The sequence below is a fragment of the Pseudomonas sp. L-22-4S-12 genome, from assembly GCF_009799935.1.
Lineage (GTDB): Bacteria > Pseudomonadota > Gammaproteobacteria > Pseudomonadales > Pseudomonadaceae > Aquipseudomonas.
Genome location: NZ_WELL01000002.1, coordinates 201,219 through 225,836 on the forward strand (window position 1 = coordinate 201,219; position 24,618 = coordinate 225,836).

Genomic DNA, 24,618 nt, shown 5'->3' on the forward strand with positions numbered 1-24,618 from the left:
ATTTGCTGATGGCAAAGCGTTTTTTTCACGGAACCTGACCGCGCGTCCATGCGCGGCGGCAGGCGCGCCTTTGTGTCGTTTTGTGAGAAGTCGCACGTTTCGTGCGGGCAGCAAAAGGGCGCCATAAGGCGCCCCGAGGTGCAGGCTTGAGCGGTCGGCTATTTTCCCGGCAGTAGCAGCAGGCGCTTGTTGCCGTAGACCCTGTCGATATTGCGGCTCTGGAACGGGAAGCTCATGTAGCCACCCTTGAGCCAGGCGTCGATGCCGTCGGCATAGTGCGGGCTGGCCGGGTTGCCGGACTGGCCGGAACTGTTGAGACCGATCATCGGCTCCTCGCGGCCGAAGTCGACGACCACGCGCATGGCCGGAATCAGCCAGGTGTTGAAGTCCTCGCCCCAGTGGTAGGCCGCCACGTTGAGGGTGCCGTGATCGCCGCCGGCCGCGTAGGGGCCGCGATCCAGGTAGCCCTGGATGGCGTTGATGCTGCTGCGCTCGCTGGCGCCGAGATGGGGCGCCATCTTTGTTGCGTTGCTGGCCCAGGTGTAGGTATGCAGCTTGCCCCACTGCCAGGCCTGGCGGTCGGCGCCCAGTTTGCTTTCTACCAGGGTCACGGCGGCGGCCAGGGTGCGGGCGAGGATTGCCGGTTTGTCTTCCTTCTGCGCGGTGCGGATGTCGTCCCAGAACGGGCTGTCGTCGCGGCCGAGCAGGTGGTCGGCCTGGGCCGAGTAGGAGTCGTTGGCGGTGTCCACCAGCGCCTGCCAGGCCGGATTGCCCTCCGGCCCCAGTTCGTCGAGGAAGGTCTGCCGCGCGCTTTCATGCAGGAAGGCGCCGTACAGGGCGGCGTCCGCCGAGGTCGCGCTCATCCGTCCGTCGAAGGCCATCAGGCGCCGGTAGGCTTCCTCGGCCTTGCTGCGCTCGGCGGCGGGCAGGGCGGCGATGGCCTGGCGCAGCGGCTGGGCCATGCCCGGCCCGTCGAACATCGCCTGCAGCTTGCCGGCGAACGGCGTGGTCTGGTCGTACTGCATGGCGATCATGCTGCGCTGGTCGTGCTTGCCGGCGCCGGCCAGCTGGGCGATGCGCTCGGCGCGCTCCGGGTAGAACCAGGAGTTGGACAGCTGCATGCCGTAGCCGCGCGGCACGGTGCGCTGGTTGGCGGTGCCCAGCCAGCCCTGCATGGGATCCTGGTCATAGGGGTGCAGCATGGGGTCGGCGTAGCCGTCCCAGTCGTAGGCGCCGTCCCAGCCGGGCGAGGGCAGCAGGCCCAGGCCCTGCTTGCGGTTGGGGTAGCGGCCGGTGACCTGCCAGCCGATGTGCTGGGCATCGGCGAACACCAGGTTGAGGGCCATGGCGCGCACTTCGCGGGTGGCCTCGAAGGCCTGCTCCACCGATTGCGCGCGGGACAGGTCGAAGAAGGCATCGATCGAGTGATCCTCCTCGAACTGCGCGGTGCGCAGGGCCAGGCCATAGCCGCTGTTGAATTGCAGCGGTTGCAGGGGGTGCTTGCGCTCGCCCAGCACCGAGTTGAGCAGCGGGCCGTGGCGGGTCTCGTAGAGGGTTTCGCGGATCGGCCGCTGACCCTTGATGAAGAAGGTTTCCTGGCGTTCGCCGGCCGGCTGCCATTGGCCGTCGGCCAGGTAGTACAGGCGGCCGCCCTGGCGTTTGACCTTCTCCAGGAACAGATCCTGGTTGTCGCCCATGACCATGGTCATGCCCCAGGCCAGCTTGCCGTTGAAGCCGGCGACCACGGCCGGCACGCCGGCGATGGAGACCCCGGCGGCCTGGAATTTCGGCGAGCGGATCTGCACGTAGTTCCACACCGAGGGCATGGACAGCGGCAGATGGGTGTCGTTGGCCAGCAGGCTCTTGCCGCTGCGGCTGCGCTGCGGGGCGATGGCCCAGTTGTTCGAGGCGGCGACGCCGAGCATGTTCAGCTCGGCCACCTGGCCGGCGGCCTGGTCGATGGCGGCCAGGCCCTGGATCTGCCCGCCGAGGTTGAGGCCGCGCAGTTTCTCGGCTTCCTCGAACGGCAGTGGTTCGTCCGGGTAGGTCGGCAGCAGCCAGGCCAGCTTGTCGGCGCCGACCTTGCCGGTCAGGGTCAGGGCGGCGATCTCCTCCTTGAGGTTCACGGCCAGGCCGAAGTTGAGCAGGCAGAACACCAGCACCGAGTCTTCCGGCTTCCAGTAGGCCGGGCGGTAGCCGGATTCGGCCAGGTCCATCGGCAGCTTGTCCTGGTAGCGGAACAGGTAGGCGTTGACGCCGCGGGCGTAGACCTCGAAGAACTGCTTCATCCGCGGCGAGGCGTTCTTGTACAGCCCCTCGGCGCTCTTGCGCAGGTTGACCGCGCGCATGAAACGGTCGATTTCCAGCACGCCGGGGCCGTTCATCTCGGCCAGGCGGCCCTCGGCCAGCAGGCGCATGCCGACCATCTGGCTGAGGCGGTCGCTGGCGTGTACGTAGCCCAGGGCGAACAGCGCATCGTGGAAGGTGGTGGTCTCGATCAGCGGCATGCCCAGCGGGTTGCGCCGTACCACCACGCTCTGCGCCAGGCCCTGGACGCGGACGATGCCCTGATCCGGGGGCACGCTGTTGCTGTAGCGGCTATTGAGGAACGACTGGCAACCGCCGAGAAACAGGCTGCTGGCTACAGTGGCAGCGGCAATCAGCTTCAGCGAATGAGAAACACGGCGCGAACCCATGGACTGGCTCCTGGCGCGAAAGTGAGGGTGGGAATGCTGGTGCGGATTGTAGAGGGCTGGCGGGGGGCGGCGGTAGGGCTGCGTGGGGCAGGCAGGGCCGGTGTTGCACCATCGCCCTGCCGCTATTCAGTTCAGGCGCCGTGGCACTTCTTGAACTTCTTCTGGCTGCCGCAGGGGCAGGGGTCGTTGCGGCCGACTTCCTTCAGCGGGTTGCGCACCGGCTCCTGGTGGGCGTGGTTGCAGTGCGGGCCGTGTACGTGGCCGTGATCATGGTGAGTGTGGTCATGCTCGTGGTTGCAGTCGGGGCCGTGGACATGGGGTTGCTGGTTCATCGGTGAATCACTCCGGAAGGTAATCGCCGGGGATTATCTCGCCATTGCGCGAAAGGTGCACGCTGCGGCCAAACAGCAGGCCGGTTTTCACCATGCCCTGGAAGCTGTAGTGGATCGGCTCCTCGGTTCGTTCCAGGGCGCGCACGATGCCCTTGAGGTGGCGCCACAGGTTGGTACGCACCGGCACCTCGAACTGCAGGTGGCTGTGCGGGGGCACGGTGAACCATTCGCTGGACTCCCCTTCGGCCAGCAGCACGCCATTCAGGCTCACCCGGTAGTCCAGGCGGCGCACCGGCAGGCTCGCGGCGTTGGGATTGTCGATGCGAAAGCGCAGGATGAACTGTTGTTCCATGAGCTTGGCCTTGACCAGATCGACCTTGACCAGGCGCACCTGCGGGTCTTCGAAGCTGTCGGTCAGCCAGGTCGAGCAGCCGGCGATGCTCGCGGGGAGGGCGAGGCAGAGGATTAGGCTGATAATTCTTATCATTTGCGCCTGGTAAAGCATTTCAATCTCCGGCTGATGCCTCAGTTTAACAAGCGGTTGCTTGGTGGCAATCTGTTGTTGCAGGAAAAAAACCTGCGCCATACTGGGCAGCAAAATAGACAGGAGTGTGACGATGAGCCTCTACGAGATCGCCTTTGCCGGGCAACTGGTGCCGGGCGCTCAGTTGCCGCAGGTCAAGGAGAACCTGGCGCGGCTGTTCCAGGCCGACGCCCAGCGCATCGAGCTGCTGTTTTCCGGGCGGCGCATGGTGATCAAGAGTGGCCTGGATGCGGCGGGGGCGGAGAAGTACCGTGCCACCCTGGAGCGGGCTGGAGCCGTGGCCATGGTGCAGGCTCTGGAGGTGCCGGTCGAGGAAGTCGAACTGGCCCCGGCCCCCGTGCCAGCCGCCACGGCGGCGCCGGTAGCGGCGCCCGGTACAGGGGCGCGGGTGATTCCGCGGGATGAGTACATGGCGGCCTTTGCCGATGTGCAGGCGCCGGATTTCGGCATTGCCCCGGTCGGCGCCGACTTGCAGGACAGCCGGCCAGCCGCGCAGGCGCCGCAGGTCGATCTGTCGCAGTTCAGCCTGGCCCCGGTGGGCAGCGACATGGGCCAGGCCAAGGCCGGCCCGGCCGCGCCGCCGCCGGATGTGTCGCATCTCAAGCTGCAATGATCGACGGGCCCGCTGCATGCGGGCCCGTTCAGTTCACAGGTAGGGCGCGCAGCACTTCTTGAATTTCTCGCCGCTGGCGCAGGGGCAGGGATCGTTGCGACCGGCCTTGAGCGGCACGGTAGGGTCGATGAAATACCAGCGCCCGGCGTGCTGGACGAAGGCCGAGCGTTCGCGGTGGCTGTGCTCGCCGCCGTCATCGTGCCAGTGGGCCGTGAAGGTGACGAAGGCATGTTCGGGCTGGCCACCGAGCAGTTCGGCACTTTCCACCTCCAGACCGAGCCAGGTGCTGCCCAGGCTCCAGGCGCTGATGGTGGAGCGGTCCAGAGCGGCCTGTTGGGCGGGCAGGGTGGTGGCGATCAGGTAGTCGACCAGCCCCAGAACATAGGCGCTGTAGCGCGAACGCATCAGGCTCTGCGCGCTGGGTGCCGGGGTGCCGGCGTGGTAGCGCCCGCAGCATTGTTCCAGAAGGTTGCCGCTGCCGCAGGGGCAAGTCTGGCTCATGGCTTTACCACCAGTACTTGCCGAAGTTTTCCGGGTTGGCCCAGAACTTGGCGTTGAGCCAGTCCGGCACCTGCTTGTAGTCGCGCAGGTCGTAGGTGAACAGGCGCAGGGTCTGTTCGTCGCGCTGGAAGCTCTCGCTGTTTTGCAGGGCCAGGGCGAAGAAGTCGGTTTCCTGCCAGTCGCAGGCCTGCAGGTCGACCAGCACGGCGATCCGGCTGGCGTTGAGGTTGCGGATGCCGCCGAGCAGTTCCAGGGCGGTGCGCTTGGGCAGGTGCTCCAGGCAGTCGACCACCAGGGCCAGATCGAAGCGCTGCGCCGCCAGCTCGGCCGGCAGGGCGCCGGCAGCGGCAGTAGCGACCTCACTCGCGGGGTGGGCGGCCCGGAAGGCCTCCAGTGCCGGCAGATGGCTGGCGCCAATCAGCAGTAGGCGCTGCGGGGCGTGGTGTTCGAGCAGAGCGGCCAGCGCCTGCTGCGGCGTGCGGGTGGAAAGTCTGTCAGTCATTGCCAAATTCCGAACTTGTAGGTAAAGACTAACCTGCCGCATGGAAATGGCCTAGTAATGACATGGGTCAGTGTAGTTTCCTAATAGCTGGCGGATTGTAAAACAGCTGTCTTTACTACTTGAGTGTCGGTTTGGTGCCGATTATTACAGGAGAGCAAAAAATGAGCATTACAAGGAAAGCTGTACCCCTGTTGTTGGCAAGCGGCCTGTTGACTGGTTGCTCCGGCCTGCAGAAAACCGATTGGCCTACCTGCGCGGCCGTTGGCGGTGTGGGTGGCGCTGCTCTGGGGGCGATTGAAAGCTCCGCTTGGGCGGGTGGCGGTGCTGTGGTTGGTGCAGGCATGGCAGCGGCGTACTGCTGGGTGCATGGTGCCGAGGAGCAGGTCGCTGTAGTCGAAGAGGCCGTAGTCGAGGAAGTCGTGGCAGAGCCTGCCGAGCCGGTGCGTGTCGAGCTGGATGTGAAGTTCGATTTCGACAAGGCAGCCGTCAAGGAAGAGAGCCAAGGCGATATCAAGGCCCTGGCCGACTTCATGAGCCAGTATCCGCAGACCACCACCGTGGTTGAAGGTCACACTGACTCCGTGGGTACCGATGCCTACAACCAGGGTCTGTCCGAGCGTCGTGCCAATGCCGTGCGTGACGTGCTGGTCAATCAGTACGGCCTGTCGCCGGATCGCGTCAATGCTGCCGGTTATGGCGAGAGCCGCCCGGTTGCCGACAACGCCACCAGTGACGGTCGCGCCATCAACCGCCGCGTTGAGGCCGAGGTCGAAGCCCGTCCGGAATGATCCCTTCCCCTTGCCTGTGTTCACCGACGTGTCAGTGACTACCGGCTTGTACACTTAGGGGGACGGGTCTTTACTCCTGTGTTACCGGTAATCAACCGGTGACACAGGAGATCACCGCCATGAGAACAAGACTCTCAAGGGCTGCAGTACCCCTTCTCTTGGTCAGCAGTGTTCTTTCTGGTTGCGTCACGACTTCCAGTACGGGAGATGCGCCGCTCAACCAAGGGAACTGGCCCATTTGTACGGCGATTGGCGGCCTGGCCGGCGGCGGTCTTGGCGCAATCGAGAGTTCAGCCTGGGCAGCAGGAGGTGCGGTGGCCGGTGCGGTCATCGGAACCCTGGTGTGCTACGCCCAAGATGGCGACGCAGACGGCGATGGCGTATTCGACCGGCGTGACCGTTGCCCCGATACCCCAGCCAATACCCCCGTTCGGCACAACGGCTGCCCGTTGCCGGTCTATCCGAGCGGCGAGGAGCCCGTGGCGCCGGTTGTCGAGGTAAGCGATCCGGTGCGCGTCGAACTGGACGTGAAGTTCGATTTCGACAAATCCGTGGTCAAGGAAGGCAGCTTCGCCGACATCCAGAGCCTGGCCGACTTCATGAAGCAATACCCGCAAACCTCCACCGTGGTTGAGGGGCACACCGATTCTGTCGGTACCGATGCCTACAACCAGGGCTTGTCCGAACGCCGTGCCAATGCCGTGCGCGATGTGCTGGTCAACCAGTACGGGGTGGAGAGTGGTCGGGTGTCGTCCGTGGGGCATGGCGAGTCGCAGCCGGTTGCCGACAACAATACCGACGAAGGTCGAGCGATCAACCGTCGGGTAGAGGCCGCGGTTGAGGCACAACCCTAGCCGGCCGTTGAAAACGTAAGCCAGGCGTGTGCCCGCGCCGCCTATGGGAGTGCAGTTCTCCTGTGTCACCTGGATTGCGGGTGACACAGGGTTCCCTTCAAGTTTCCTTCGGCCTCGTTCGGGCCTCGTAGTCCTGTTGCAGCCGCTGGTCGGTGCCAGGCTCTGCTTCAGAGTGTCGGCCGCAGACCGGCGATCGCCACCAGAGCCAGGCCGATCAGCAGGTTGATGCCCACCAGCTTGCGGATACGTCCAAGCGTCTCACCGCCTACTGGCCAGTTCTGTGCCGCTATGGCACGGCGCAGCTCCGGCAACTGGAGGAACTGGATGCGCAGGAACAGCGCGAGCATGGCGATATACAGGCCGATCATGATGTGCACGTAGCGCGGTGCGGTCTCGAAGCCGGCGAAGCGCAGGTGCAGCAGGCCCATGCCGGATACCGGCAACAGCAGCACGGCGAGCCACACCCACTGGAAGAAGCGGCGGAACACCTCGGCCCACAGGGTCAGGCGTGCCGGCGCCTCGAGCACGCTGACTGCGGCGGGGCGGAGGATCATCCAGGCGAAGAACATGCCGCCGACCCAGATCAGGGCGGCCAGCAGGTGCAGGGTGTAAATGGCGGCGAAGGCAGTCATCGGGTTCTCCGTATAAGGGGCGCTTAAGCATGGCGCGGCATCATAACCTGCCGGTAAACTACTGAGAATTTATCCAGTCTCTATTGCGCGCCCATGCTCAGTCCCGAACTCAAGTCCCAGATCCAGGGCGCCTACAGCCGTTTCCTCGAAGCCAAGAGCCTCAAGCCGCGCTATGGCCAGCGCCTGATGATCGCCGAGATCGCCAAGGTGCTCGGCACTATCCAGCATAACGACGAAGGCCAGCGCGACGGCGAGGCCGCCGTGGTGGCGGTGGAGGCGGGTACCGGTACCGGCAAGACCGTGGCCTATGCCCTGGCCTCGATTCCCATCGCCAAGGCCGCCGGCAAGCGCCTGGTGATCGCCACCGCGACCGTGGCCTTGCAGGAGCAGATCGTGCATAAGGACCTGCCGGACCTGCTGCGCAACAGCGGCCTCAACTTCAGCTTCGCCCTGGCCAAGGGCCGTGGCCGCTACCTGTGCCTGTCCAAGCTCGACATGCTGCTGCAGGAAGGCGAGGCCCAGGGCGCCACCGCGCAGATGTTTGCCGAAGAGGGATTCCGCCTGGATGTCGACGAGAGCAGCCAGAAGCTGTTTACCGGGATGATCGAGAAACTCGCCGGCAATCGTTGGGACGGCGACCGCGACAGCTGGAGCGAGGAGCTCGACGATGCGGTGTGGAGCCGCCTGACCACCGACCACAGCCAGTGCACCAACCGCCATTGCCCGAACTTCGGGCAGTGCGCCTTCTACAAGGCGCGCGAGGGCATGACCAAGGTCGACGTGATCGTCACCAACCACGACATGGTCCTGGCCGACCTGGCCCTGGGCGGCGGCGCGGTGCTGCCCGATCCGCGCGAAACCCTCTACGTGTTCGACGAGGGCCACCACCTGCCGGACAAGGCCATTGGCCATTTCGCCCACTTCACCCGCCTGCGCAGCACCGCCGACTGGCTCGGCCAGGTGGAGAAGAACCTGACCAAGCTGCTGGCACAGCACCCGCTGCCCGGCGACCTCGGCCGGCTGATCGAGAAAGTGCCGGAGATGGCAAGGGAGCTCAGGACACAGCAGCAATTCATGTTCAGCGCCTGCGAGCAGCTGGCCGACTTCAAGGCCGGCGAGGACATGGAAGGCCGCGAGCGCCCGCGTCACCGCTTCGTCGGCGGCCTGGTACCGGAACATCTGCGCGAGCTGGGCATCGAGCTGAAGAAAGGCTTCTCGCAACTGACCGACGTGTTCACCCGCCTCACCGAACTGCTCAAGCAGGCGATGGACGACGAGGCCAGCGGCGTGGGCATCTCCAGCGGCCAGGCCGAGGAGTGGTACCCGCTGTTTGGCAGCCTGCTAGCCCGCGCCCAGGGCAACTGGGAGCTGTGGACCGCCTTCACCGTCGAGGACCCGGAGGACAGCCCGCCCATGGCGCGCTGGCTGACCCTGGCCGAGGGTGGCGCGCTGTTCGATATCGAGGTCAATGCCAGCCCGATACTCGCTGCCGAAACCCTGCGCCGCAATCTGTGGAACGTCGCCTACGGTGCCCTGGTGACCTCGGCCACGCTGACCGCGCTGAACAGCTTCGACCGCTTCCGCATGCGTGCCGGCCTGCCCAAGGCGGCGGTCACCGCGGTGGTGCCCAGTCCTTTCCTGCATGCCGATGCCGGGGTGCTCAAGGTGCCCGACCTCAAGGCCGATCCGCGCGATGCGGCGGCGCACACCGCGGCGATCATCCGCGACCTGGCCAATCTGGTGGCCGGCTCGCGCGGCACCCTGGTGCTGTTTTCCTCGCGCAAGCAGATGCAGGACGTGTTCGACGGCCTCGACCGCGACTGGCGCAAGCGCGTGTTTATCCAGGGCAACTTGTCCAAGCAGGAGACCCTGAACAAGCACAAGGCACGGGTCGACAGCGGCGAGGAGAGCGTGCTGTTCGGCCTGGCCAGCTTCGCCGAGGGCGTCGACCTGCCTGGTGCCTATTGCGAGCACGTGGTGATCGCCAAGATTCCCTTCGCCGTGCCGGACGATCCGGTGGAAGCGGCGCTGGCCGAGTGGATCGAGGCGCGCGGCGGCAACCCGTTCATGGAAATCGCCGTGCCGGATGCCTCGCTCAAGCTGGTGCAGGCCTGCGGTCGCCTGCTGCGTACCGAAGAGGACCGCGGCACCATCACCCTGCTGGATCGGCGCGTGGTGACCCAGCGCTATGGCAAGGCGATCCTCAATGCCTTGCCGCCCTTTCGCCGGGAAATCAGCTAACCCCATCGCCTAGGAGAAAGCTCAGTGCCCGAGCTTTGCGGTTCCATTCTGATCACCGGTTGCTCAACGGGCATCGGTTATGCCACCGCCGTGGCCTGCCGCGCCGCGGGTTGGCGGGTCTTCGCCTCGGCGCGGCATGCCGCGGATGTCGCTCGCCTGCAGGCCGAGGGCTTCAACGCCGTGCAGCTCGACCTGAGCGACCCGGCCAGCATCCACAGTGCGCTGGCGGCGGTGCTGGCGCAGACCGACGGCCGCCTCGATGCCCTGTTCAACAACGGCGGCTACGGCCAGCCCGGCGCCATCGAGGACCTGCCGCGGGCTGCCTGGCGCGAGCAGTTCGAGACCAACGTGTTCGGCCCGGCCGAGCTGACCGCCGCGGTGCTGCCGGTGATGCGCCGCCAGGGCCACGGCCGCATCCTGTTCAACAGTTCGGTGCTGGGCTATGCCGCCTTGCCGCTGCGCGGCGCCTACAACGCCTCCAAGTTCGCCATCGAAGGCCTGGTCGATACCCTGCGCCTGGAACTCACCGGCAGCGGTATCGAGGCGGTATTGATCGAGCCCGGCCCGATCATCGCGCGTTTTCGTGCCAACAGCCTGCTGGCCCTGGGCAAGCATGTGGATACCAGCCAGGGCGTGCATGTCGCGGCCTATGCGCAGATGGAGGAACGCCTGGCCAAGGAGGGCGCGGCAGTCAAGTACACCCTGCCGGCCCAGGCGGTGGCCGAAGTGGTCCTGCAGGCGCTGCAGCGCCGCGTGCCGCGCACCCGCTACCCGGTGACGGTGCCGGCCAAGCTGTTCCGCGTACTCAACCGTCTGCTGCCGGATCGCTGGCTCGACCGCATGAAACGCTCGACCATCTAGATGCCGCCGGCCTGTGACTTGCGCCAAGCCGGCGACGGCCACGGGCTGCTAATCTGCGCGCAGTCCGATCGGACATGAACGAAGTTTTGGCTGCGCTGGCAGCCCGGGAGCAAGGATGAACCTGAATGAGCTGGCCGCGCGCACGGCCCTGGTACTGGAAACCAACAACCTGCGCGGCGGCGCCGACCTGCAGCGGGTGGCCGTCAGCCTCGGTCGCCTGTTCCAGCACCTGAAAGGGCAAAGCCTGCCGCTGACGCGACTGGCCCAGGTGGTGGTGACCCATGACGGCCTGCCCGAGGCCGTGTGCGAGGAACTGGCCCAGGCCGCCGGGTTGTCGCTGCAGTTCGTCCCGATCGATGCGCAGACCGGCTACTACGCGGCGAAGAACCTCGGTTTTGCCGCGCTGCAGGCTGAGCGCTGCGACCACGTGGTGTTCGCCGACGCCGACTGCATCCCGGCTGCCGACTGGCTGGAGCAACTGCTCCTGCCGCTGTGCGCCGAGCAGCCGCCGGCGGTGGTGGCCGGGCGCACCAGCTACAGCAGCAGCCTGACCGGCACGGCGCTGACCACCATCGATTTCATGTACTTCCCCAGCCCGCTGGCCGCCGGCGCCACGCGCAACTTCTACGCCAACAACGTGGTATTTCGCCGCGAGGTGTTCGCCGAGCATGCCTATCAGGCCCTGGACGGCGTGTATCGCGCCCATTGCCAGGTGCTCGGCCTCAACCTGCAGGCCGCCGGTATCGCCCTGCACTATGCCGCGGCGGCGCATACCGAGCACCGTCTGCCGGATACCCGCGGCGAGGCCCTCAAGCTGCGCTGGATGCGTGGCCAGGACTCGGTCGGCCTGACCCCCTACCTGCTGCGCGCCTACCTGCCACAACGCTGGCAATGGCTGGCCCACAGCGGTCCGCTGGCGCCGCTAAGCATCCTCCTGGCGCGCCTGTACTTCAGCCAGCGCGCGCTCAATCACCAGGGCCTGCCGGCCCTGCATGGCCTGCGTGGGCTGGGCGCCCGGGGCCTGATCCTGGCGTTCTCCCTGGTCGACATGGCGGGCGCGCTGGCACGCGGCGTCGGCATCAATACCCTGGGGCGCACGGCGGCCGATGCCCAGGCGCTGTCCTATCACCGGGCCTGAGCGCCCCTGGTTAACGGAAGGGATTACCGTGAACGCATCTTCGACCTCTCGTCTTGTTTTCCCCCTGCTGGCCGTGCTGCTGGCCCTGGGTCTGGGCAGCGGCTTCGCCCAGGCCGAGGAGTTCGGCGGCCGCGGCGTGTTCCAGTTCGCCAGCGCCAGCGGTTGTCCCCTGGCCACCACTGCCACGCCGCTGAGCGACTGCAATCGTATCGCCCTGGACGATGGCCATACCCGCGCGCGGCTGGACGGCGCGGGCAAGACCCTGGTGCTGCGCAACGGCCAGGATTACGCCGATGAGACCGTCATCGCCGATGTGCTGCTGCATGGCCAGGCGCGGGCGCAGAATGGCCAGGTGGTGCCGGTCAGCCTGCATCTGCTGATCAGCAAGGAGGGCCAGGCGTGGAGCACCAGCCTGCACGCCCATGCGCCGGTGGCGGGCGATCTGCGCGAGGTGCGCATCGATGCGTACCGGGTGGAGGCTGAGGTGCAAGGCAAGCGCCAGACCCTGCTGCACCAGGACCATGCCCTGCAGGTGCTGAGCTCGCCCTCGACCGCGGCCCGGCTGGCCAAGCAGTTCGTCCAGGTGCGCGACAACCGGGTCGAGGCGGCCAAGGCCGAGTATGCCGACATCACCATTGCCCTAGGCGTGGGGCCGGCCGCGCTGCCGGCATTGCGCGCCAGCCTGCATGTGCCGGGCGGCCATGCCGAGCTGGCCAAGACCCTGCACGGCGGCAGCTGGACCCTGGAGCTGCAGGCCCTGCGCAGCCGCCTGCCGCTGTCGGTGATCCGCCGCGACCTGTTCCTCTTCGGCCTGGAGCGGGTCGCGCTGCTGCAGCCGCTGCAGGCCGAGGGCTTCAGCAAATACGAGAAACTGCTGCTCGGCGCGCAGGAGGGCAAGGGCTACCTGAGCTATCGCGGCCAGCGGATCGATTACCCGCAAGCCGGCGCGGTGGCCCAGGCATTCCTCCAGGACAGCTTCATCGGCCTGGTCCTCAGCGCCCAGCAGCACGACGCGGCGCCATGAGCGTCGTGCCCCTGGCCCTGTTCGCCGCGCCGCAGCTGCGCGGCTGGCCACGCCTGCAGGCCTTCCTGGTCGACCGCATCAAGCGCGCCGCCCTGCGCCAGCTGCATGCCAGCTGCGCCGGCGAGCTGCTGTTGCTGCGCATTTACCTGATCGGCGAAGAGGCGACGGAGCAGACCCTGCAGCATGAGCTGCTGGCCAGTCCGCCGGCCTGGCTGGAGCGCCAGGTGCGGCAGCACTTGCTGGAGGAACAGGAACACAGCGCGCTGTTCGCCGCGGCCCTGCGCGAACGCGGCATGCAGCCGCCCAGCGAGCTGCGCCCCGATCGCCTGAGTCAGGCCAAGATCCGCCGCTGGCAGCGTATCGCCCGCCGGCATGCCGCGCATTTCCAGCAGGGCCTGCTGGTGCCGGCCTATGCCATCGGCCTGTGCGCCGAGCAGATGGCCGAGCGGGTGCTGAGTCGCCATTGCGCGGTGCTGCCGGCCGAGCATCCGCTGCAGGGCCTGCTCGGTCGCGTGCTCGACGACGAGCGCAAGCATGTGCGCATGTGCATGCGCACCCTCGGCCTCAGCGTGGCCGAACATGAGTTGCCGCGCCTGCAGCAGATGCTGGCCGAGGCCCGCGCGGTGGACCGCGCCTGGGGCGTCAGCGGCGCCCTGGGCCTGTACCTGGCCGGCGTCGCCTTGCGCCTGCGTGCCGCTTGGAGCCACTGATGGCCACGCGGATTCTCTACCTGGCCACCGCCGATGCCCGCGGCCACCTGATGCGTGCCCAGCTGCTCGCCCGGGCCCTGGGCGAGCGTGGCGCCGAGGTGGAGCTGCTGACCACCTCCGACGCGGGCGTGGCCTTCCTCGCCGAGTTCGGCATCGCCGCCGAGGTGCTGTCGCGGCACTATGCCGTACAGTTCGACGAGCAGCAGAACATGCAGCGCGGGGCGACCGACCGCACCGTCGCCCGCTACCTGTTCGACCCGCGCCGCATGCTGCGCGATATCTGGCGGCTGCGCCGGCGCCTGGCCCGCGTCGACCTGTTGGTCAACGATTCCTTCCACCCGGCGCTGCTGGTGATGGGCTGCCTGCCGGTCTGGCGGCGCAAGATCGTCCATGTGTATGGCGCCAGCCTGCGCCAGGCCCTGCAGGACAATTTCCACGGGCGCCTGCCCGGCTGGCTGGCGCGCGCCTTCGCCGCGGCCATCGGCTTCGAACTCGTGCGTGCGCGGGCCCGGTTGCAGCATGATTTCGCCTATGCCGAGGCCCGCGAAAGCGCGCCGGCCAGTTTCGAGCTGCCGACTCCGGTGGCCCTGGCAGAGCGCCCGGCGGCCTTGCCGCCGTCTTGCGCGGCGGTCTACCTCAACCCGCACTTTCGCGACCCGGCCCTGGCCGCTGGCCTGGAGCAGGGCCTGGCGCAGGCCGGCCTGGCCAGCCTGCGGGTGGCCGAGGGCTATGCCGAACGGCCCGGCTGGCTGGCGCGAGACCCGCGCTGGATCGACGCGGCGGCGCACAGCGCGCTGATCATCTCGGCGCCGGGCATGGCCGCGCTGTCGGTGGCGCAGGTCTACCGGCGGCCGATCCTGCTGCTGGTCAGCGATCAGCCGGAGCAGCTGAGCAATGCCCGGCGCGCCGCCGAGCTGGGGCTGCGCCACGAGGTGCTGGTCTGGCGTGGCGATGCGCCGCAGTTTGCCGAGCAACTGGCGGCGGCTAGCCGGCGCCTGCTCGCGGCCGGCGCGGGCGAGCCGGATGATGCTGGCCTGCACCATGCCCGGCGGCGCCTGGAGGCCTGGGTCGATTGCCTGCTGGACGTGGCCGGCACGGTGACGCAACGGGCGGGGTAGAGCGCTACCCGGAATAAAGTCGGGCTGGCATCAGGCGCCCGACCTGTTGTCTACTGGCGCGTCGTTTCGGAGTGCTGTCACATGATTCGCCGCTCGTTGCCTGCCGCCTTTGCCCTGTTGCTGACCCTTCCCGTTGTTGCCGCCCCGGCGGAACCGCAGACCCTGTTCAACTTCGTGCGCCCGCTGGATGCCGTGCAAGTCAGCACCGAGCAGGCCAGCCTGCCGCAACTGACCGCCGAGCCCACCGCCGAAGGCGAGGTGCTGCGCCGCGTGCTGTTCAATGCCGCCGAGCGGCCGACCCTCAGGCTGACGCCGCAGAGCGGCGACTGGGACTGGTCGCAGAGCGGTGCCATGAGCCTGCGCATCCAGAACGCGATGGATTGGGCGATCACCCTCGATGTGCAAATCGCCAGCCGCGACGGCAAGCTCCTGCACAGCCGCATCGCCCTGCCGGCCGGCCCGGCGCAGACCCTGCTGGTGCCGCTGGCGGCCAGCTCGCCGCTGGCCCGCGGCATGCGCGCCGGCCCGCCGATGCCGATCAGCGTCAACGGCCAGCGCATCCTGCTGGCGGAAACCGTGAGTGGCGAGCTGAACGCGGCCCAGGTCAGCTCGGTCAGCCTGTCCCTGGAGCGCCCGAGTGCGCCGCAGAGCGTGCTGCTCGGCCGCTTCGGCGTGCAGGCGGCGGATGCCGCGCAGCAGGCCGCCTACCACGGCATCATCGATGCCTGGGGCCAATACAGCCGCGGCCACTGGCCGGAGAAGATCGGCAGCGACCAGCAGTTGCGCGAGGCCGCCAGTCGCGAACAGGCGCAGTTGCAGGCCTGGCTGCAGAAGCGGCCGAACCAGGACCGCTTCGGCGGCCTGCTGCAAGGCCCGCAGTTCGAGGCCAAGGGCTTCTTCCGCACCGAGAAGCAGGCCGGCCGTTGGTATCTGGTGACCCCGGAGGGGCATCCGTTCTATTCCCTCGGGGTCAATGCGGTCAGTGCCTGGCAGAGCCGCACCTATGTCGAAGGCCGCGAAGCGATGTTCAGCGCCTTGCCCAAGGACGGCGAAGAACTGGCCCGTTACTACGGCAAGAGCGACAGCCGCAGCGCCACCGGTGCCAACCGGGGCCGCGACTTCGCCCAGGGGCGCTGGTTCGATTTCTACCAGGCCAACCTGCAGCGCAGTTACGCCCAGCCGTGCCCGCCGGTGGTCACGCCGCCGCTGGCCGCCTCGCCGGCCCCGGCCGAGCAGCAGGCTAGCGCATGCCCGCCCGCCGGCCTGGATGCGGCGCGCTGGACCGCGCACAGCCTCGACCGCCTGCAGGCCTGGGGCTTCAACACCCTCGGCAACTGGAGCGACGACACCCTCGGCGCGGCCCAGCGCATGCCCTACACGGTGCCGCTGTCGATCTCCGGCGATTACGCCACCATCAGCACCGGTCTCGACTGGTGGGGCGGGGTGCCCGACCCGTTCGACCCGCGCTTCGCCATGGCCGCCGAACGGGCCATCGCCATCGCCAGCCGCGACCGCCGCGACGACCCCTGGCTGCTCGGTTTCTTCGCCGACAACGAACTGGCCTGGGCCTCGCCCGGCAGCGATGCAAAGGCGCGCTATGCCCTGGCCTACAACACCCTGCGCCTGACCACCGATGTGCCGGCCAAGCGCGCCTTCCTCAAGCTGCTGCGCGACAAGTACCGCAACCAGAACGGCCTGTCCAAGGCCTGGGGCATCCAGCTGAACGCCTGGGAGCTGATGGAGGACCCGGGTTTCGAGGCGCCGCTGCCGAGCGCCGAGCACCCGCAGATCGAGGTCGACCTGCAGAACTTCCAGCGTCTGTTCGCCGACACCTATTTCAAGACCATCGCCGACTCGCTGAAGTGGCACGCGCCCAACCACATGCTGCTGGGCGGCCGTTTCGCCATCAGCACGCCGGAGGCGATTGCCGCCTGCGCCCAGTACTGCGATGTCATGAGCTTCAACTTCTACACCCGCGAACCGCAGCACGGTTACGACTTCGCCACCCTGCGCGCGCTGGACAAGCCGCTGCTGATCAGCGAGTTCCATTTCGGCTCGCGTGACCGCGGCCCGTTCTGGGGCGGGGTCAGCGAGGTGTACAAGGAAGAGGAACGCGGCCCGGCCTATGCACACTTCCTCGACAAGGCCCTGGAAGAGCCGAGCATCGTCGGCGTGCACTGGTTCCAGTACCTCGATCAACCGGTCAGCGGGCGCCTGCTCGATGGCGAGAACGGCCACCTCGGCCTGCTCGGCATCACCGACCGGCCCTGGCAGGGCTTCGTCGAGGCGGTGCGCAAGGCCAACCTGCAGGTTGCCGCGAAACTGCTCAAGGCCAGCCCGGCGCCGACTGCGCCGCAACTTTGAGGGGCACCGTTGGTCTGACCGACGGCGCTGGCTGAAGCGTCAGGATTCACATGCGCGGCTGCGGCTGGAACAATGCCGGCCAGTCTGACCGAGGAGTATCAGGTTGCAGATCCAGGGCCATTTCGACCTGCGTTTCGAAGCGCTGAAAGACGCCTTCGCCGAGTTGTTCAACGATCCCCAGGAACGTGGCGCCGCCCTGTGCGTGCAGATCGGCGGGGACACCGTGGTCGACCTGTGGGCCGGCGTGGCCGACAAGGACGGCGAGCAGGCCTGGCACAGCGACACCATCCTCAACCTGTTTTCCTGCACCAAGACCTTTGCCGCGGTGGCTGCCCTGCAGCTGGTCGGCGAGGGCAAGCTCGACCTGGACGTGCCGGTGGCGCACTACTGGCCGGAGTTCGCCGCGGCCGGCAAGGCGCGCATCACCACGCGCCAGCTGCTGGCCCACACCGCCGGCCTGCCGGCCCTGCGCGAGCTGCTGCCGGCCGAAGCCCTGTACGACTGGGCGCAGATGACCACGGCCCTGGCCAACGAACAGCCCTGGTGGACGCCCGGTGCAGGCCATGGCTACGCGGCCATCACCTACGGCTGGCTGATCGGGGAAGTGCTGCGGCGCATCGATGGCCGCGGCCCCGGCGAGTCCATCGCCGCGCGCATCGCCAGGCCCCTGGGCCTGGATTTCCATGTCGGCCTGGCCGACAGCGAATTCGCCCGGGTCGCCCATATCGCGCGCAAGAAGGGCGAACTGGGCGATGCCGCCGCACAGCGCCTGCTGCGCTGCATGATGAGCGAGCCGACGGCGATGAGCACACGGGCTTTTGCCAATCCGCCGTCTATTCTTACCAGCACCAACAAACCCGAGTGGCGGCGCATGCAGCAACCCGCAGCCAATGGCCACGGCCATGCCCGTTCGCTGGCCGGCTTTTATGCCGGCCTGCTGGATGGTCGCCTGCTCGAAGCCGAACTGCTCAACGAGATGACCCGCGAACACGCCTGCGGCGAGGACCTAACCCTGCTCACCCGGACCCGTCTGGGCCTGGGCTGCATGCTCGACCAGGCCGAGGTGGCCAACGCCACCTATGGCCTCGGGCGCAAGGCCTTCGGCCACCCCGGCGCGGGCGGCTCGGTGGGCTTTGCCGACCCCGAGCGCGAAGTCGCCTTCGGTTTCGTCACCAACAGCCTCGGCCCCTATGTATTGATGGACCCGCGCGCGCAGAAACTGGCGCGAGCGCTGGGCCAATGCCTTTGAACCCCGTTTCGTGGATACCCGACATGCCTAAACACTCGCTCGCCCTGCTGTTCTGCCTCAGTCTCGCCGCCTGTGCCGGCTCTGCCGACAAGCCCGCGGAAAAAACCGCCGACAAGTCCAGCGCCGGCAGCTGGTGGTCGTTCGGCGGTGCGGAACAGGCCAAGCAGCCGGCCGCCGTACCGAAGGTCGACCACCAGCTCACCGATGCCTGGCTCGACGAATACGAGCCGCGTCTGCGCGAGGCGCTGAAGGGCAGCAAGCTGCAGCTGGAACGGCAGAAGAACGTGCTGGTGGTGACGGCGCCGGTGCAGAGTTCGTTCAACCCGGACCGCCCGAGCATGCTGATGCCGGCGGTGCTCGGCCCCTTCACCCGGGTGGCCAAGCTGCTGGAGAAGGACCCCCGCACCGCCGTGTTGATTCTCGGCCACGCCGACAGCAGCGGCCAGGTCGAGGCCAACCGCAAGCTCAGCGAAGACCGCGCCAAGGCCGTGGCTTCGATCTTCCGCCTCAGCGGCCTGCAGCGTGACCGCCTGCTGCTCAAGGGCCTGGGTTCGGTGATGCCGCGCGCGGCCAACGACAGCGCCGAGGGCCGGGCCCTCAACCGTCGGGTGGAAATCGTGCTGACGCCGCAGCCGACCCTGGTCGCCTTGCTGGCCAAGTACAGCCAGCCGGCTGCCCCGGCACAAACTGTCGCAGATCAAGGTAAGCAGGTGGCGGTCGAGTAAGCTGGAGCTGTCATTTTCAGGAGGCTTCACCATGGCCCATACCCTGGCCGATATGCGCCGCGACTACACCCGCGATGGTCTCTGCGAGACCCAGGCTCCGGACGAGCCCTATTCCCTGTTCCGCCAGTGGTTCGCCGATGCGGTGAAAACCGAGCAGCCGCCGGTGGAACCCAACGCCATGACCCTGGCCACGGTGGACGAGGGCGGTCGCCCGCATTGCCGCGTGCTGCTGCTCAAGGGCCTGGACGAGCGCGGCTTCACCTTCTTCAGCAACTACGACAGCGCCAAGGGCGAGCAACTGGCCGCCCGGCCGTTCGCCGCCATGACCTTCTTCTGGCCGGCCCTGGAGCGCCAGGTGCGCATCGAGGGGCGGGTCGAACGGGTCACGGCCGAGGAGTCGGATGCCTACTTCCAGGTGCGCCCGCTGGGCAGCCGCCTGGGTGCCTGGGCCTCGCCGCAGAGCCGGGTGATCCGCGATCGCGCCGAGCTGGAAGGGCTGCTCAGCGAAGCCGAGCAGCGTTTTCTCGACAAGGCGCCGCATTGCCCGCCGCACTGGGGGGGCTACCGTCTGCTGGCCGAGCGCATCGAGTTCTGGCAGGGCCGCTCCAGCCGCCTGCATGACCGCCTCAACTATCGTCTGCAGGATGCTGCCTGGCTGCGTGAGCGCCTGGCGCCCTGAGTTGCTCTCGGCGCTTGCCAGGCACCCATGAAAATCGTTATCGCCCCCGACTCCTTCAAGGAAAGCCTCAGCGCCCCTGAGGTGGCCGCGGCGATTGCGCGCGGCTGGCGGCAGATTTTTCCCCAGGCGCAGATCGTATTGCGGCCCATGGCCGATGGCGGCGAAGGCACGGTCGATGCGCTGCTCGCCGCCGTGGGTGGCGAGCGCCGTGAATGTCGGGTGCGCGGCCCGCTGGGCGCGCCGGTAAAGGCCCACTGGGGCTGGCTGGGCGAGGCCACGGCGGTGATCGAGATGGCCGCCGCCAGCGGCCTGCACTGGGTGCCGGCGGCGCAGCGCGATGCCCGCCGTGCCTGCAGCTACGGTACCGGCGAGCTGATCCGCCAGGCCCTGGATGCGGGGGCCACGCGGATCATTCTCGGCCTCGGTGGCAGCGCCAGCAACGATGGTGGCGCTGGGCTGCTGCGGGCCCTCGGTGTGCGTTTGCTCGACGCCGGCGGTGCCGAGCTGGCGCCTGGTGGCGCGGCCCTGGCCGCGCTGGCCCGCCTGGACCTGAGCGGGCTCGATGCACGGCTGCGGCAGGTGCGGGTCGAGGTCGCCGCCGACGTCGACAATCCGCTGTGCGGAGCGCGCGGCGCCTCCCGGGTGTTCGGCCCGCAGAAAGGCGCCAGCCCGGCGCAGGTGGTCGAGCTGGACGCGGCTCTGGAGCATTACGCCCGGCTGACGGCGACCACCTTGGGCGTGGACCACAGCCAGTTCCCCGGAGCCGGCGCGGCCGGTGGCCTGGGCTTTGCTGCCAGGGCTTTCCTGCAGGCGGAGTTCCGTGCGGGGATCGAGCTGGTGGCCGAGCTGTCCGGTCTGGCCGAGGCGTTGCAGGGGGCCAGTTTGCTGATCACCGGGGAAGGCCGGCTGGATGCGCAGAGCCTGCATGGCAAGGCCCCGATCGGGGTGGCACGCATCGCCAAGGCCGCCGGGGTGCCGGTGCTGGCCCTGGCTGGCAGCCTGGGCGAGGGCTATCAGGGGGTGTACGCCGCGGGGATCGAGGCGGCTTTCAGTCTCGCCCCCGGGCCGATCAGCCTGGAGCAGGCCTGTGCCCGCACGGCCACCGAGCTGGAGGCGCGCAGTGCCGATCTGGCCCGTCTGTGGCGCCTGGCTCAGGCGGCGCGGTAAGCCTCGGCAGCGCGCTGCAGCCAGGCCGGCAGTTCGCCGCGCTTGACCCCGGCGGCCTTGGCCGCGCTCAGGCGCTCGAGCATGTAGGCGCGCTTGGCCGCGTCGTCGCCGGCCAGGGACAGGGCCAGGTCACGGTCGACCCAGCGCTTGATGCGCACGTACAGCCACCAGTGGAAGTACAGGCCGGCGGCGGTGGTAATGAAGATGATGAAGTAGTCCATGCGGCGATCTCGACGGGGCTGATGGCGCCACCTTAGCCAAATCGATGCCCGGCGAGAACCGGACCTATTGTCGCGACCAGCCGCTAAACTAGTGGAACAAGGTGCGAGTGACATCCCTCGGTCGGCAGGGTCTAATGTTCACTGCCTTTCACGGAGAGAATCAAATGCGTAAATCCATGCTGTTGACTGCGACGGTTGCCGCCTTGGCACTGACGCTGGGCGGTTGCGTGTCCAACCTCAGTGGCGACAGCTACAGCCGCGACGAGGCGCGTAAGGTGCAGACCGTACGCATGGGTACCATCGAGTCGCTGCGCCCGGTGAAGATCGAGGGTACCAAGACGCCGATCGGCACCGGTGCTGGTGCGGTGGTCGGCGGTGTGGCCGCCAGCGGTATCGGCGACGGCCGCGGTTCGGTGGTGGCGGCGGTGATCGGCGCGGTTGCCGGTGGCCTGCTCGGCTCCATGACCGAGGAAGGCCTGACCCGCACCCAGGGGGTGGAAATCACCGTGCGCGAAGACGACGGCACCCTGCGCGCCTACGTGCAGGAAGTGCAGGAGAACGAAATCTTCCGCGTCGGCGAGCGCGTGCGCATCATGAGCGTCGACGGCACCAGTCGCGTCGCCCACTAAGCCCCTGAGGCCCGGCAAACGCCGGGCTTTTTCCTGTGTGCCGGCAATTTCTGCGGCATAGACACAGCTTTGGTAATAATTCCTCCATGACGCCGCCCCCGCTGATCGCGATAATCGACGAATAGTTCTGTGCGGACAAAGGCTTAGGCCCGGCACGGAAGCATCTTGGAAGATCCTTCGCCTTTTCTGTCGCCATCCGCATGGCGCCTTCACGGCGAACCAGTACCGGGGGAATCATGGAGCTCTTGCTCATCGTCGGCCTGCCGTTTCTCGGCGCCTTCCTGCCCGTCTTGTGCGAGCGTTTTGGCCGCCTGCCCTGCGTCCTGGCGGCGGCCCTGGCGCCTGCACTGGCGCTGAGCCTGCTGCTGTTGCAGGCGCCGCAGGTGTTTTCCGGCGAATTGCTGCTGATATCCCAAGCCTGGCTGCCGCAACTGGGGCTGAACCTGGCGCTGCGCCTGGATGGCCTGGGCTTCCTGTTCGCCCTGCTGATCCTCGGCATCGGTCTGCTGGTGATCCTCTACGCCCGCTACTACCTGGCCGAGAATGAAGCCATCGGCCGCTTCTTCAGCTACCTGCTGCTGTTCATGGGCGCCATGCTCGGCGTGGTGCTGGCGGAAAACCTGCTGCTGCTGATGGTGTTCTGGGAGCTGACCAGCCTGTCGTCGTTCCTGCTGATCGGCTTCTGGGGCCAGCGTGGCGATGCCCGCAAGGGCGCGCGCATGGCCCTCACGGTGACCGGCGGGGGAGGCCTGGCCTTGCTCGCCGGGGTGCTGCTGATCGGCCATATCGTCGGCAGCTTCGAGCTCAGTGTGGTGCTGGCGGCCGGCGAGCAGATCCGCGCCCACTCCCTCTACCCGCTGGCCCTGGTGCTGGTGCTGCTGGGCGTGTTCACCAAGTCGGCGCAGTTCCCGTTCCACTTCTGGCTGCCCCATGCGATGGCTGCGCCCACCCCGGTTTCCGCCTATCTGCACTCGGCGACCATGGTCAAGGCCGGGGTATTTTTGCTGGCGCGCCTGTACCCGGCGCTGGCCGACTCCGAGCTGTGGTTCTACCTGGTCAGCCTGACCGGCCTGGCGACCCTGCTGGTGGGAGCCGGCATGGCCCTGTTCCAGCATGATCTCAAGGGCCTGCTGGCCTACTCGACCATCAGCCACCTGGGCCTGATCACCCTGCTGTTCGGCCTCAATACCCAGCTGGCGACGGTGGCGGCGATCTTCCACATCATCAACCACGCCACCTTCAAGGCCTCGCTGTTCATGGCCGCGGGGATCATCGACCACGAGACCGGCAGCCGCGACATGCGCCGCATCAACGGCATGTGGAAGTACATGCCGCACACCGCCGCGCTGGCGATGGTGGCGTCGCTGGCGATGGCCGGGGTGCCGCTGCTCAACGGCTTCCTGAGCAAGGAGATGTTCTTCAGCGAGACCCTCGGCCAGCACCTGCTGGGCAGCTTCAGCTGGGTGATTCCGGCGGCGGCGACCCTGGCAGGGGTGTTCTCGGTGGCCTATTCGCTGCGCTTCATCCACGACGTGTTCTTCAATGGCGAGCCGATCAACCTGCCGAAGTACCCGCCCCACGAGCCGCCGCGCTACATGAAGGTGCCGGTGGAGATCCTGGTGTTCCTCTGCCTGCTGGTCGGCATGCTGCCGGCCTACACCGTGGCGCCGCTGCTGGCGGTGGCCGCCTCGGCCAGCCTGGGCGGCGAGCTGCCGCAGTACAGCCTGGCGATCTGGCACGGCTTCAACCTGCCGCTGCTGATGAGCGCCGTGGCCACCCTCGGCGGGGTGCTCGTGTATGTCTGCCGCAAGCCGCTGTTCAGCTGGTACGCCGGCTTGCCGGAAGTGGATGCCAAGGAGGTGTTCGAGCGCGGCGTGCGCCTGCTGGTCCGCTTCAGTGCGGTGATCACCGCGCGCCTGGAAAACGGTTCGCTGCAGCGCTACCTGGCCTTGATGCTGCTGGCGGCGCTGGTGGTACTGGTGTCCGGGTTGACCCCGCTGGAGCGCCTGACCGGCTCGCTGGGCCTGAGCCCGATCGATGGCGCGGCCCTGCTGGGCAGCCTGATTCTCTGCGGCGGCGCGCTGCTCACGGTGATCTTCCATCGCCAGCGCCTGGTGGCCCTGCTGATGCTCAGTGTGGTCGGCCTGATGGTGGCCCTGGTGTTCGTCCGCTACTCGGCGCCGGACCTGGCCCTGACCCAGCTGTCGGTGGAGGTGGTGACCATCATCCTGCTGATGCTGGCGCTGTATTTCCTGCCGGCCCAGACCCCGGCGGAAAGCAGCAGCCTGCGCGGCCTGCGTGACTTCTGCGTGGCGCTGGGCAGCGGCGGAGTGGTGGCCCTGCTGACCTATGCGGTGATGACCCGCCCGCTGCAGAGCATTTCCGGGTTCTTCCTCGACAACAGCGTGCCGGGCGGTGGCGGCAGCAACGTGGTCAACGTGATTCTGGTGGATTTCCGCGGTTTCGATACCCTCGGCGAGATCAGTGTGCTGGCGATCGCCGGCGTGGGCATCTACGCCTTGCTCGATGGCCTGCGCCTGACCCAGCCCGGCACCGATGCCGCCGGCCACCTGTGGGCGCGTGACCGCCATCCGCTGCTGCTGGCCACCCTGTCGCGGGTGCTGCTGCCGATGGCGCTGCTGATTTCGGTGTTCATCTTCCTGCGCGGCCACAACCTGCCGGGCGGCGGGTTCATCGCCGGGCTGGTCACCGCCGTGGCGCTGATCCTGCAATACGTCGCCAGCGGGGTGAGCTGGACGCAGAGTCGCCTGCCGCTGAACTACCACTACCTGGCCGGCCTCGGTGTGCTGATTGCCAGTCTCACCGGCCTGGGCAGCTGGGCGTTCGGCTACCCCTACCTGACCACCGCCTTTGGCCATTTCCACTGGCCGCTGGTGGGCGAGTTCGAACTGGCCACCGCCATGCTCTTCGATCTGGGCGTCTACCTCACCGTGGTCGGCGCCACCCTGATGATTCTTGCCAAGCTGGGCAAACTGACCCGCAGCGACAGCACACAGGAGGCACTCTGAT

21 protein-coding genes and 2 pseudogenes are annotated in these 24,618 nt (G+C 67.6%); 16 read left to right on the forward strand and 7 right to left on the reverse strand.

The window, feature by feature from the left end:
* Positions 1-158 precede the first annotated feature (158 nt).
* The 3 genes from F3I16_RS07495 to F3I16_RS07505 form a co-directional block, all read right to left on the reverse strand.
* Complete coding sequence (locus F3I16_RS07495; protein WP_160493103.1) at positions 159-2,696, reverse strand: penicillin acylase family protein; 2,538 nt, start codon at positions 2,694-2,696, stop codon at positions 159-161.
* A 131-nt stretch (positions 2,697-2,827) separates the two neighbouring features.
* Positions 2,828-3,028, reverse strand: a complete 201-nt coding sequence (locus F3I16_RS07500; RefSeq protein WP_160493104.1) for an SEC-C metal-binding domain-containing protein — start codon at positions 3,026-3,028, stop codon at positions 2,828-2,830.
* A 7-nt stretch (positions 3,029-3,035) separates the two neighbouring features.
* Entirely contained in the window at positions 3,036-3,533 is a 498-nt protein-coding gene (locus F3I16_RS07505; protein WP_160493105.1) for an LEA type 2 family protein, read from the reverse strand.
* Positions 3,534-3,645: 112 nt separating this feature from the next.
* Between F3I16_RS07505 and F3I16_RS07510 the strand changes: the two genes are divergently transcribed.
* A complete protein-coding gene (locus tag F3I16_RS07510; protein WP_160493106.1) occupies positions 3,646-4,185 on the forward strand; it encodes a hypothetical protein in 540 nt (179 codons plus the stop codon).
* Between the two features lie 33 nt (positions 4,186-4,218).
* On the opposite strand, the gene F3I16_RS07515 is transcribed toward F3I16_RS07510, so the two are convergent.
* Together F3I16_RS07515 and F3I16_RS07520 are read right to left on the reverse strand one after the other, a co-directional pair.
* Positions 4,219-4,686, reverse strand: coding sequence for a YchJ family protein (locus F3I16_RS07515; protein WP_160493107.1), 468 nt, complete (start codon positions 4,684-4,686; stop codon positions 4,219-4,221).
* A gap of 4 nt (positions 4,687-4,690) precedes the next feature.
* Positions 4,691-5,188: a DUF6231 family protein gene (locus tag F3I16_RS07520; RefSeq protein WP_160493108.1), complete on the reverse strand. Its 498-nt coding sequence runs from the start codon at positions 5,186-5,188 to the stop codon at positions 4,691-4,693.
* A 431-nt stretch (positions 5,189-5,619) separates the two neighbouring features.
* Here F3I16_RS07520 and F3I16_RS21170 point away from each other — a divergent pair.
* Both F3I16_RS21170 and F3I16_RS07530 read left to right on the forward strand, forming a co-directional pair.
* Positions 5,620-5,976: pseudogene (locus tag F3I16_RS21170) on the forward strand (OmpA family protein); the annotation flags it as partial.
* 119 nt (positions 5,977-6,095) lie between these two features.
* Entirely contained in the window at positions 6,096-6,830 is a 735-nt protein-coding gene (locus F3I16_RS07530; protein ID WP_160493110.1) for an OmpA family protein, read from the forward strand.
* 167 nt (positions 6,831-6,997) lie between these two features.
* Here F3I16_RS07530 and F3I16_RS07535 read toward each other — a convergent pair whose 3' ends face one another.
* Positions 6,998-7,462, reverse strand: coding sequence for a CopD family protein (locus F3I16_RS07535; protein ID WP_160493111.1), 465 nt, complete (start codon positions 7,460-7,462; stop codon positions 6,998-7,000).
* 93 nt (positions 7,463-7,555) lie between these two features.
* Here F3I16_RS07535 and dinG point away from each other — a divergent pair, with 93 nt between their 5' ends.
* From dinG to F3I16_RS07590, 11 genes and pseudogenes are all read left to right on the forward strand, one after another.
* Positions 7,556-9,703: an ATP-dependent DNA helicase DinG gene (dinG, locus tag F3I16_RS07540; RefSeq protein WP_160493112.1), complete on the forward strand. Its 2,148-nt coding sequence runs from the start codon at positions 7,556-7,558 to the stop codon at positions 9,701-9,703.
* Positions 9,704-9,727: 24 nt separating this feature from the next.
* Positions 9,728-10,564, forward strand: a complete 837-nt coding sequence (locus tag F3I16_RS07545; RefSeq protein WP_160493113.1) for an SDR family NAD(P)-dependent oxidoreductase — start codon at positions 9,728-9,730, stop codon at positions 10,562-10,564.
* Positions 10,565-10,679: 115 nt separating this feature from the next.
* Complete coding sequence (locus F3I16_RS07550; RefSeq protein ID WP_160493114.1) at positions 10,680-11,702, forward strand: glycosyltransferase family 2 protein; 1,023 nt, start codon at positions 10,680-10,682, stop codon at positions 11,700-11,702.
* Between the two features lie 28 nt (positions 11,703-11,730).
* Positions 11,731-12,726 carry a hypothetical protein gene (locus F3I16_RS07555; RefSeq protein WP_160493115.1) on the forward strand — a complete coding sequence of 332 codons (996 nt, stop codon included), beginning with the start codon at positions 11,731-11,733 and terminating at the stop codon, positions 12,724-12,726.
* Positions 12,723-13,436, forward strand: coding sequence for a hypothetical protein (locus F3I16_RS07560; protein ID WP_160493116.1), 714 nt, complete (start codon positions 12,723-12,725; stop codon positions 13,434-13,436). The genes F3I16_RS07555 and F3I16_RS07560 overlap by 4 nt, the downstream gene beginning before the upstream one ends.
* Positions 13,436-14,554 carry a glycosyltransferase family 1 protein gene (locus F3I16_RS07565; RefSeq protein ID WP_160493117.1) on the forward strand — a complete coding sequence of 373 codons (1,119 nt, stop codon included), beginning with the start codon at positions 13,436-13,438 and terminating at the stop codon, positions 14,552-14,554. Before F3I16_RS07560 ends, F3I16_RS07565 begins: the two co-directional genes overlap by 1 nt.
* An 81-nt stretch (positions 14,555-14,635) precedes the next feature.
* Entirely contained in the window at positions 14,636-16,918 is a 2,283-nt protein-coding gene (locus tag F3I16_RS07570; protein WP_160493118.1) for a beta-galactosidase, read from the forward strand.
* 103 nt (positions 16,919-17,021) lie between these two features.
* Positions 17,022-18,167, forward strand: coding sequence for a serine hydrolase domain-containing protein (locus tag F3I16_RS07575; protein ID WP_160493119.1), 1,146 nt, complete (start codon positions 17,022-17,024; stop codon positions 18,165-18,167).
* Positions 18,168-18,190: 23 nt separating this feature from the next.
* Positions 18,191-18,868, forward strand: a pseudogene (locus F3I16_RS07580) (OmpA family protein); the annotation flags it as partial.
* 55 nt (positions 18,869-18,923) lie between these two features.
* Complete coding sequence (pdxH, locus tag F3I16_RS07585) at positions 18,924-19,571, forward strand: pyridoxamine 5'-phosphate oxidase (protein WP_160493121.1); 648 nt, start codon at positions 18,924-18,926, stop codon at positions 19,569-19,571.
* Positions 19,572-19,598: 27 nt separating this feature from the next.
* Positions 19,599-20,738, forward strand: a complete 1,140-nt coding sequence (locus F3I16_RS07590; protein ID WP_160493122.1) for a glycerate kinase — start codon at positions 19,599-19,601, stop codon at positions 20,736-20,738.
* On the opposite strand, the gene F3I16_RS07595 is transcribed toward F3I16_RS07590, so the two are convergent.
* Entirely contained in the window at positions 20,723-20,959 is a 237-nt protein-coding gene (locus tag F3I16_RS07595; RefSeq protein WP_160493123.1) for a hypothetical protein, read from the reverse strand. The genes F3I16_RS07590 and F3I16_RS07595 overlap by 16 nt on opposite strands.
* A gap of 164 nt (positions 20,960-21,123) precedes the next feature.
* Between F3I16_RS07595 and F3I16_RS07600 the strand changes: the two genes are divergently transcribed.
* On the forward strand, positions 21,124-21,588 hold the full coding sequence (locus tag F3I16_RS07600; RefSeq protein WP_160493124.1) for a glycine zipper 2TM domain-containing protein: 465 nt from the start codon (positions 21,124-21,126) through the stop codon (positions 21,586-21,588).
* A 236-nt stretch (positions 21,589-21,824) separates the two neighbouring features.
* Positions 21,825-24,617: a monovalent cation/H+ antiporter subunit A gene (locus F3I16_RS07605; RefSeq protein ID WP_160493125.1), complete on the forward strand. Its 2,793-nt coding sequence runs from the start codon at positions 21,825-21,827 to the stop codon at positions 24,615-24,617.
* Position 24,618: the final 1 nt, after the last annotated feature.

Excerpts from the sequence above, each read along its gene's own strand:
- F3I16_RS07570 (WP_160493118.1), top strand. The coding sequence starts at position 14,636 with ATGATTCGCCGCTCGTTGCCTGCCGCCTTTGCCCTGTTGCTGACCCTT.
- F3I16_RS07535 (WP_160493111.1), bottom strand. The coding sequence starts at position 7,462 with ATGACTGCCTTCGCCGCCATTTACACCCTGCACCTGCTGGCCGCCCTG.
- dinG (WP_160493112.1), top strand. The coding sequence starts at position 7,556 with ATGCTCAGTCCCGAACTCAAGTCCCAGATCCAGGGCGCCTACAGCCGT.
- F3I16_RS07530 (WP_160493110.1), top strand. The coding sequence starts at position 6,096 with ATGAGAACAAGACTCTCAAGGGCTGCAGTACCCCTTCTCTTGGTCAGC.
- F3I16_RS07515 (WP_160493107.1), bottom strand. The coding sequence starts at position 4,686 with ATGAGCCAGACTTGCCCCTGCGGCAGCGGCAACCTTCTGGAACAATGC.
- F3I16_RS07500 (WP_160493104.1), bottom strand. The coding sequence starts at position 3,028 with ATGAACCAGCAACCCCATGTCCACGGCCCCGACTGCAACCACGAGCAT.
- F3I16_RS07595 (WP_160493123.1), bottom strand. The coding sequence starts at position 20,959 with ATGGACTACTTCATCATCTTCATTACCACCGCCGCCGGCCTGTACTTC.
- F3I16_RS07510 (WP_160493106.1), top strand. The coding sequence starts at position 3,646 with ATGAGCCTCTACGAGATCGCCTTTGCCGGGCAACTGGTGCCGGGCGCT.
- F3I16_RS07565 (WP_160493117.1), top strand. The coding sequence starts at position 13,436 with ATGGCCACGCGGATTCTCTACCTGGCCACCGCCGATGCCCGCGGCCAC.
- F3I16_RS07495 (WP_160493103.1), bottom strand. The coding sequence starts at position 2,696 with ATGGGTTCGCGCCGTGTTTCTCATTCGCTGAAGCTGATTGCCGCTGCC.
- pdxH (WP_160493121.1), top strand. The coding sequence starts at position 18,924 with ATGGCCCATACCCTGGCCGATATGCGCCGCGACTACACCCGCGATGGT.
- F3I16_RS07560 (WP_160493116.1), top strand. The coding sequence starts at position 12,723 with ATGAGCGTCGTGCCCCTGGCCCTGTTCGCCGCGCCGCAGCTGCGCGGC.
- F3I16_RS07590 (WP_160493122.1), top strand. The coding sequence starts at position 19,599 with ATGAAAATCGTTATCGCCCCCGACTCCTTCAAGGAAAGCCTCAGCGCC.
- F3I16_RS07600 (WP_160493124.1), top strand. The coding sequence starts at position 21,124 with ATGCGTAAATCCATGCTGTTGACTGCGACGGTTGCCGCCTTGGCACTG.
- F3I16_RS07605 (WP_160493125.1), top strand. The coding sequence starts at position 21,825 with ATGGAGCTCTTGCTCATCGTCGGCCTGCCGTTTCTCGGCGCCTTCCTG.
- F3I16_RS07520 (WP_160493108.1), bottom strand. The coding sequence starts at position 5,188 with ATGACTGACAGACTTTCCACCCGCACGCCGCAGCAGGCGCTGGCCGCT.
- F3I16_RS07550 (WP_160493114.1), top strand. The coding sequence starts at position 10,680 with ATGAACCTGAATGAGCTGGCCGCGCGCACGGCCCTGGTACTGGAAACC.
- F3I16_RS07505 (WP_160493105.1), bottom strand. The coding sequence starts at position 3,533 with ATGCTTTACCAGGCGCAAATGATAAGAATTATCAGCCTAATCCTCTGC.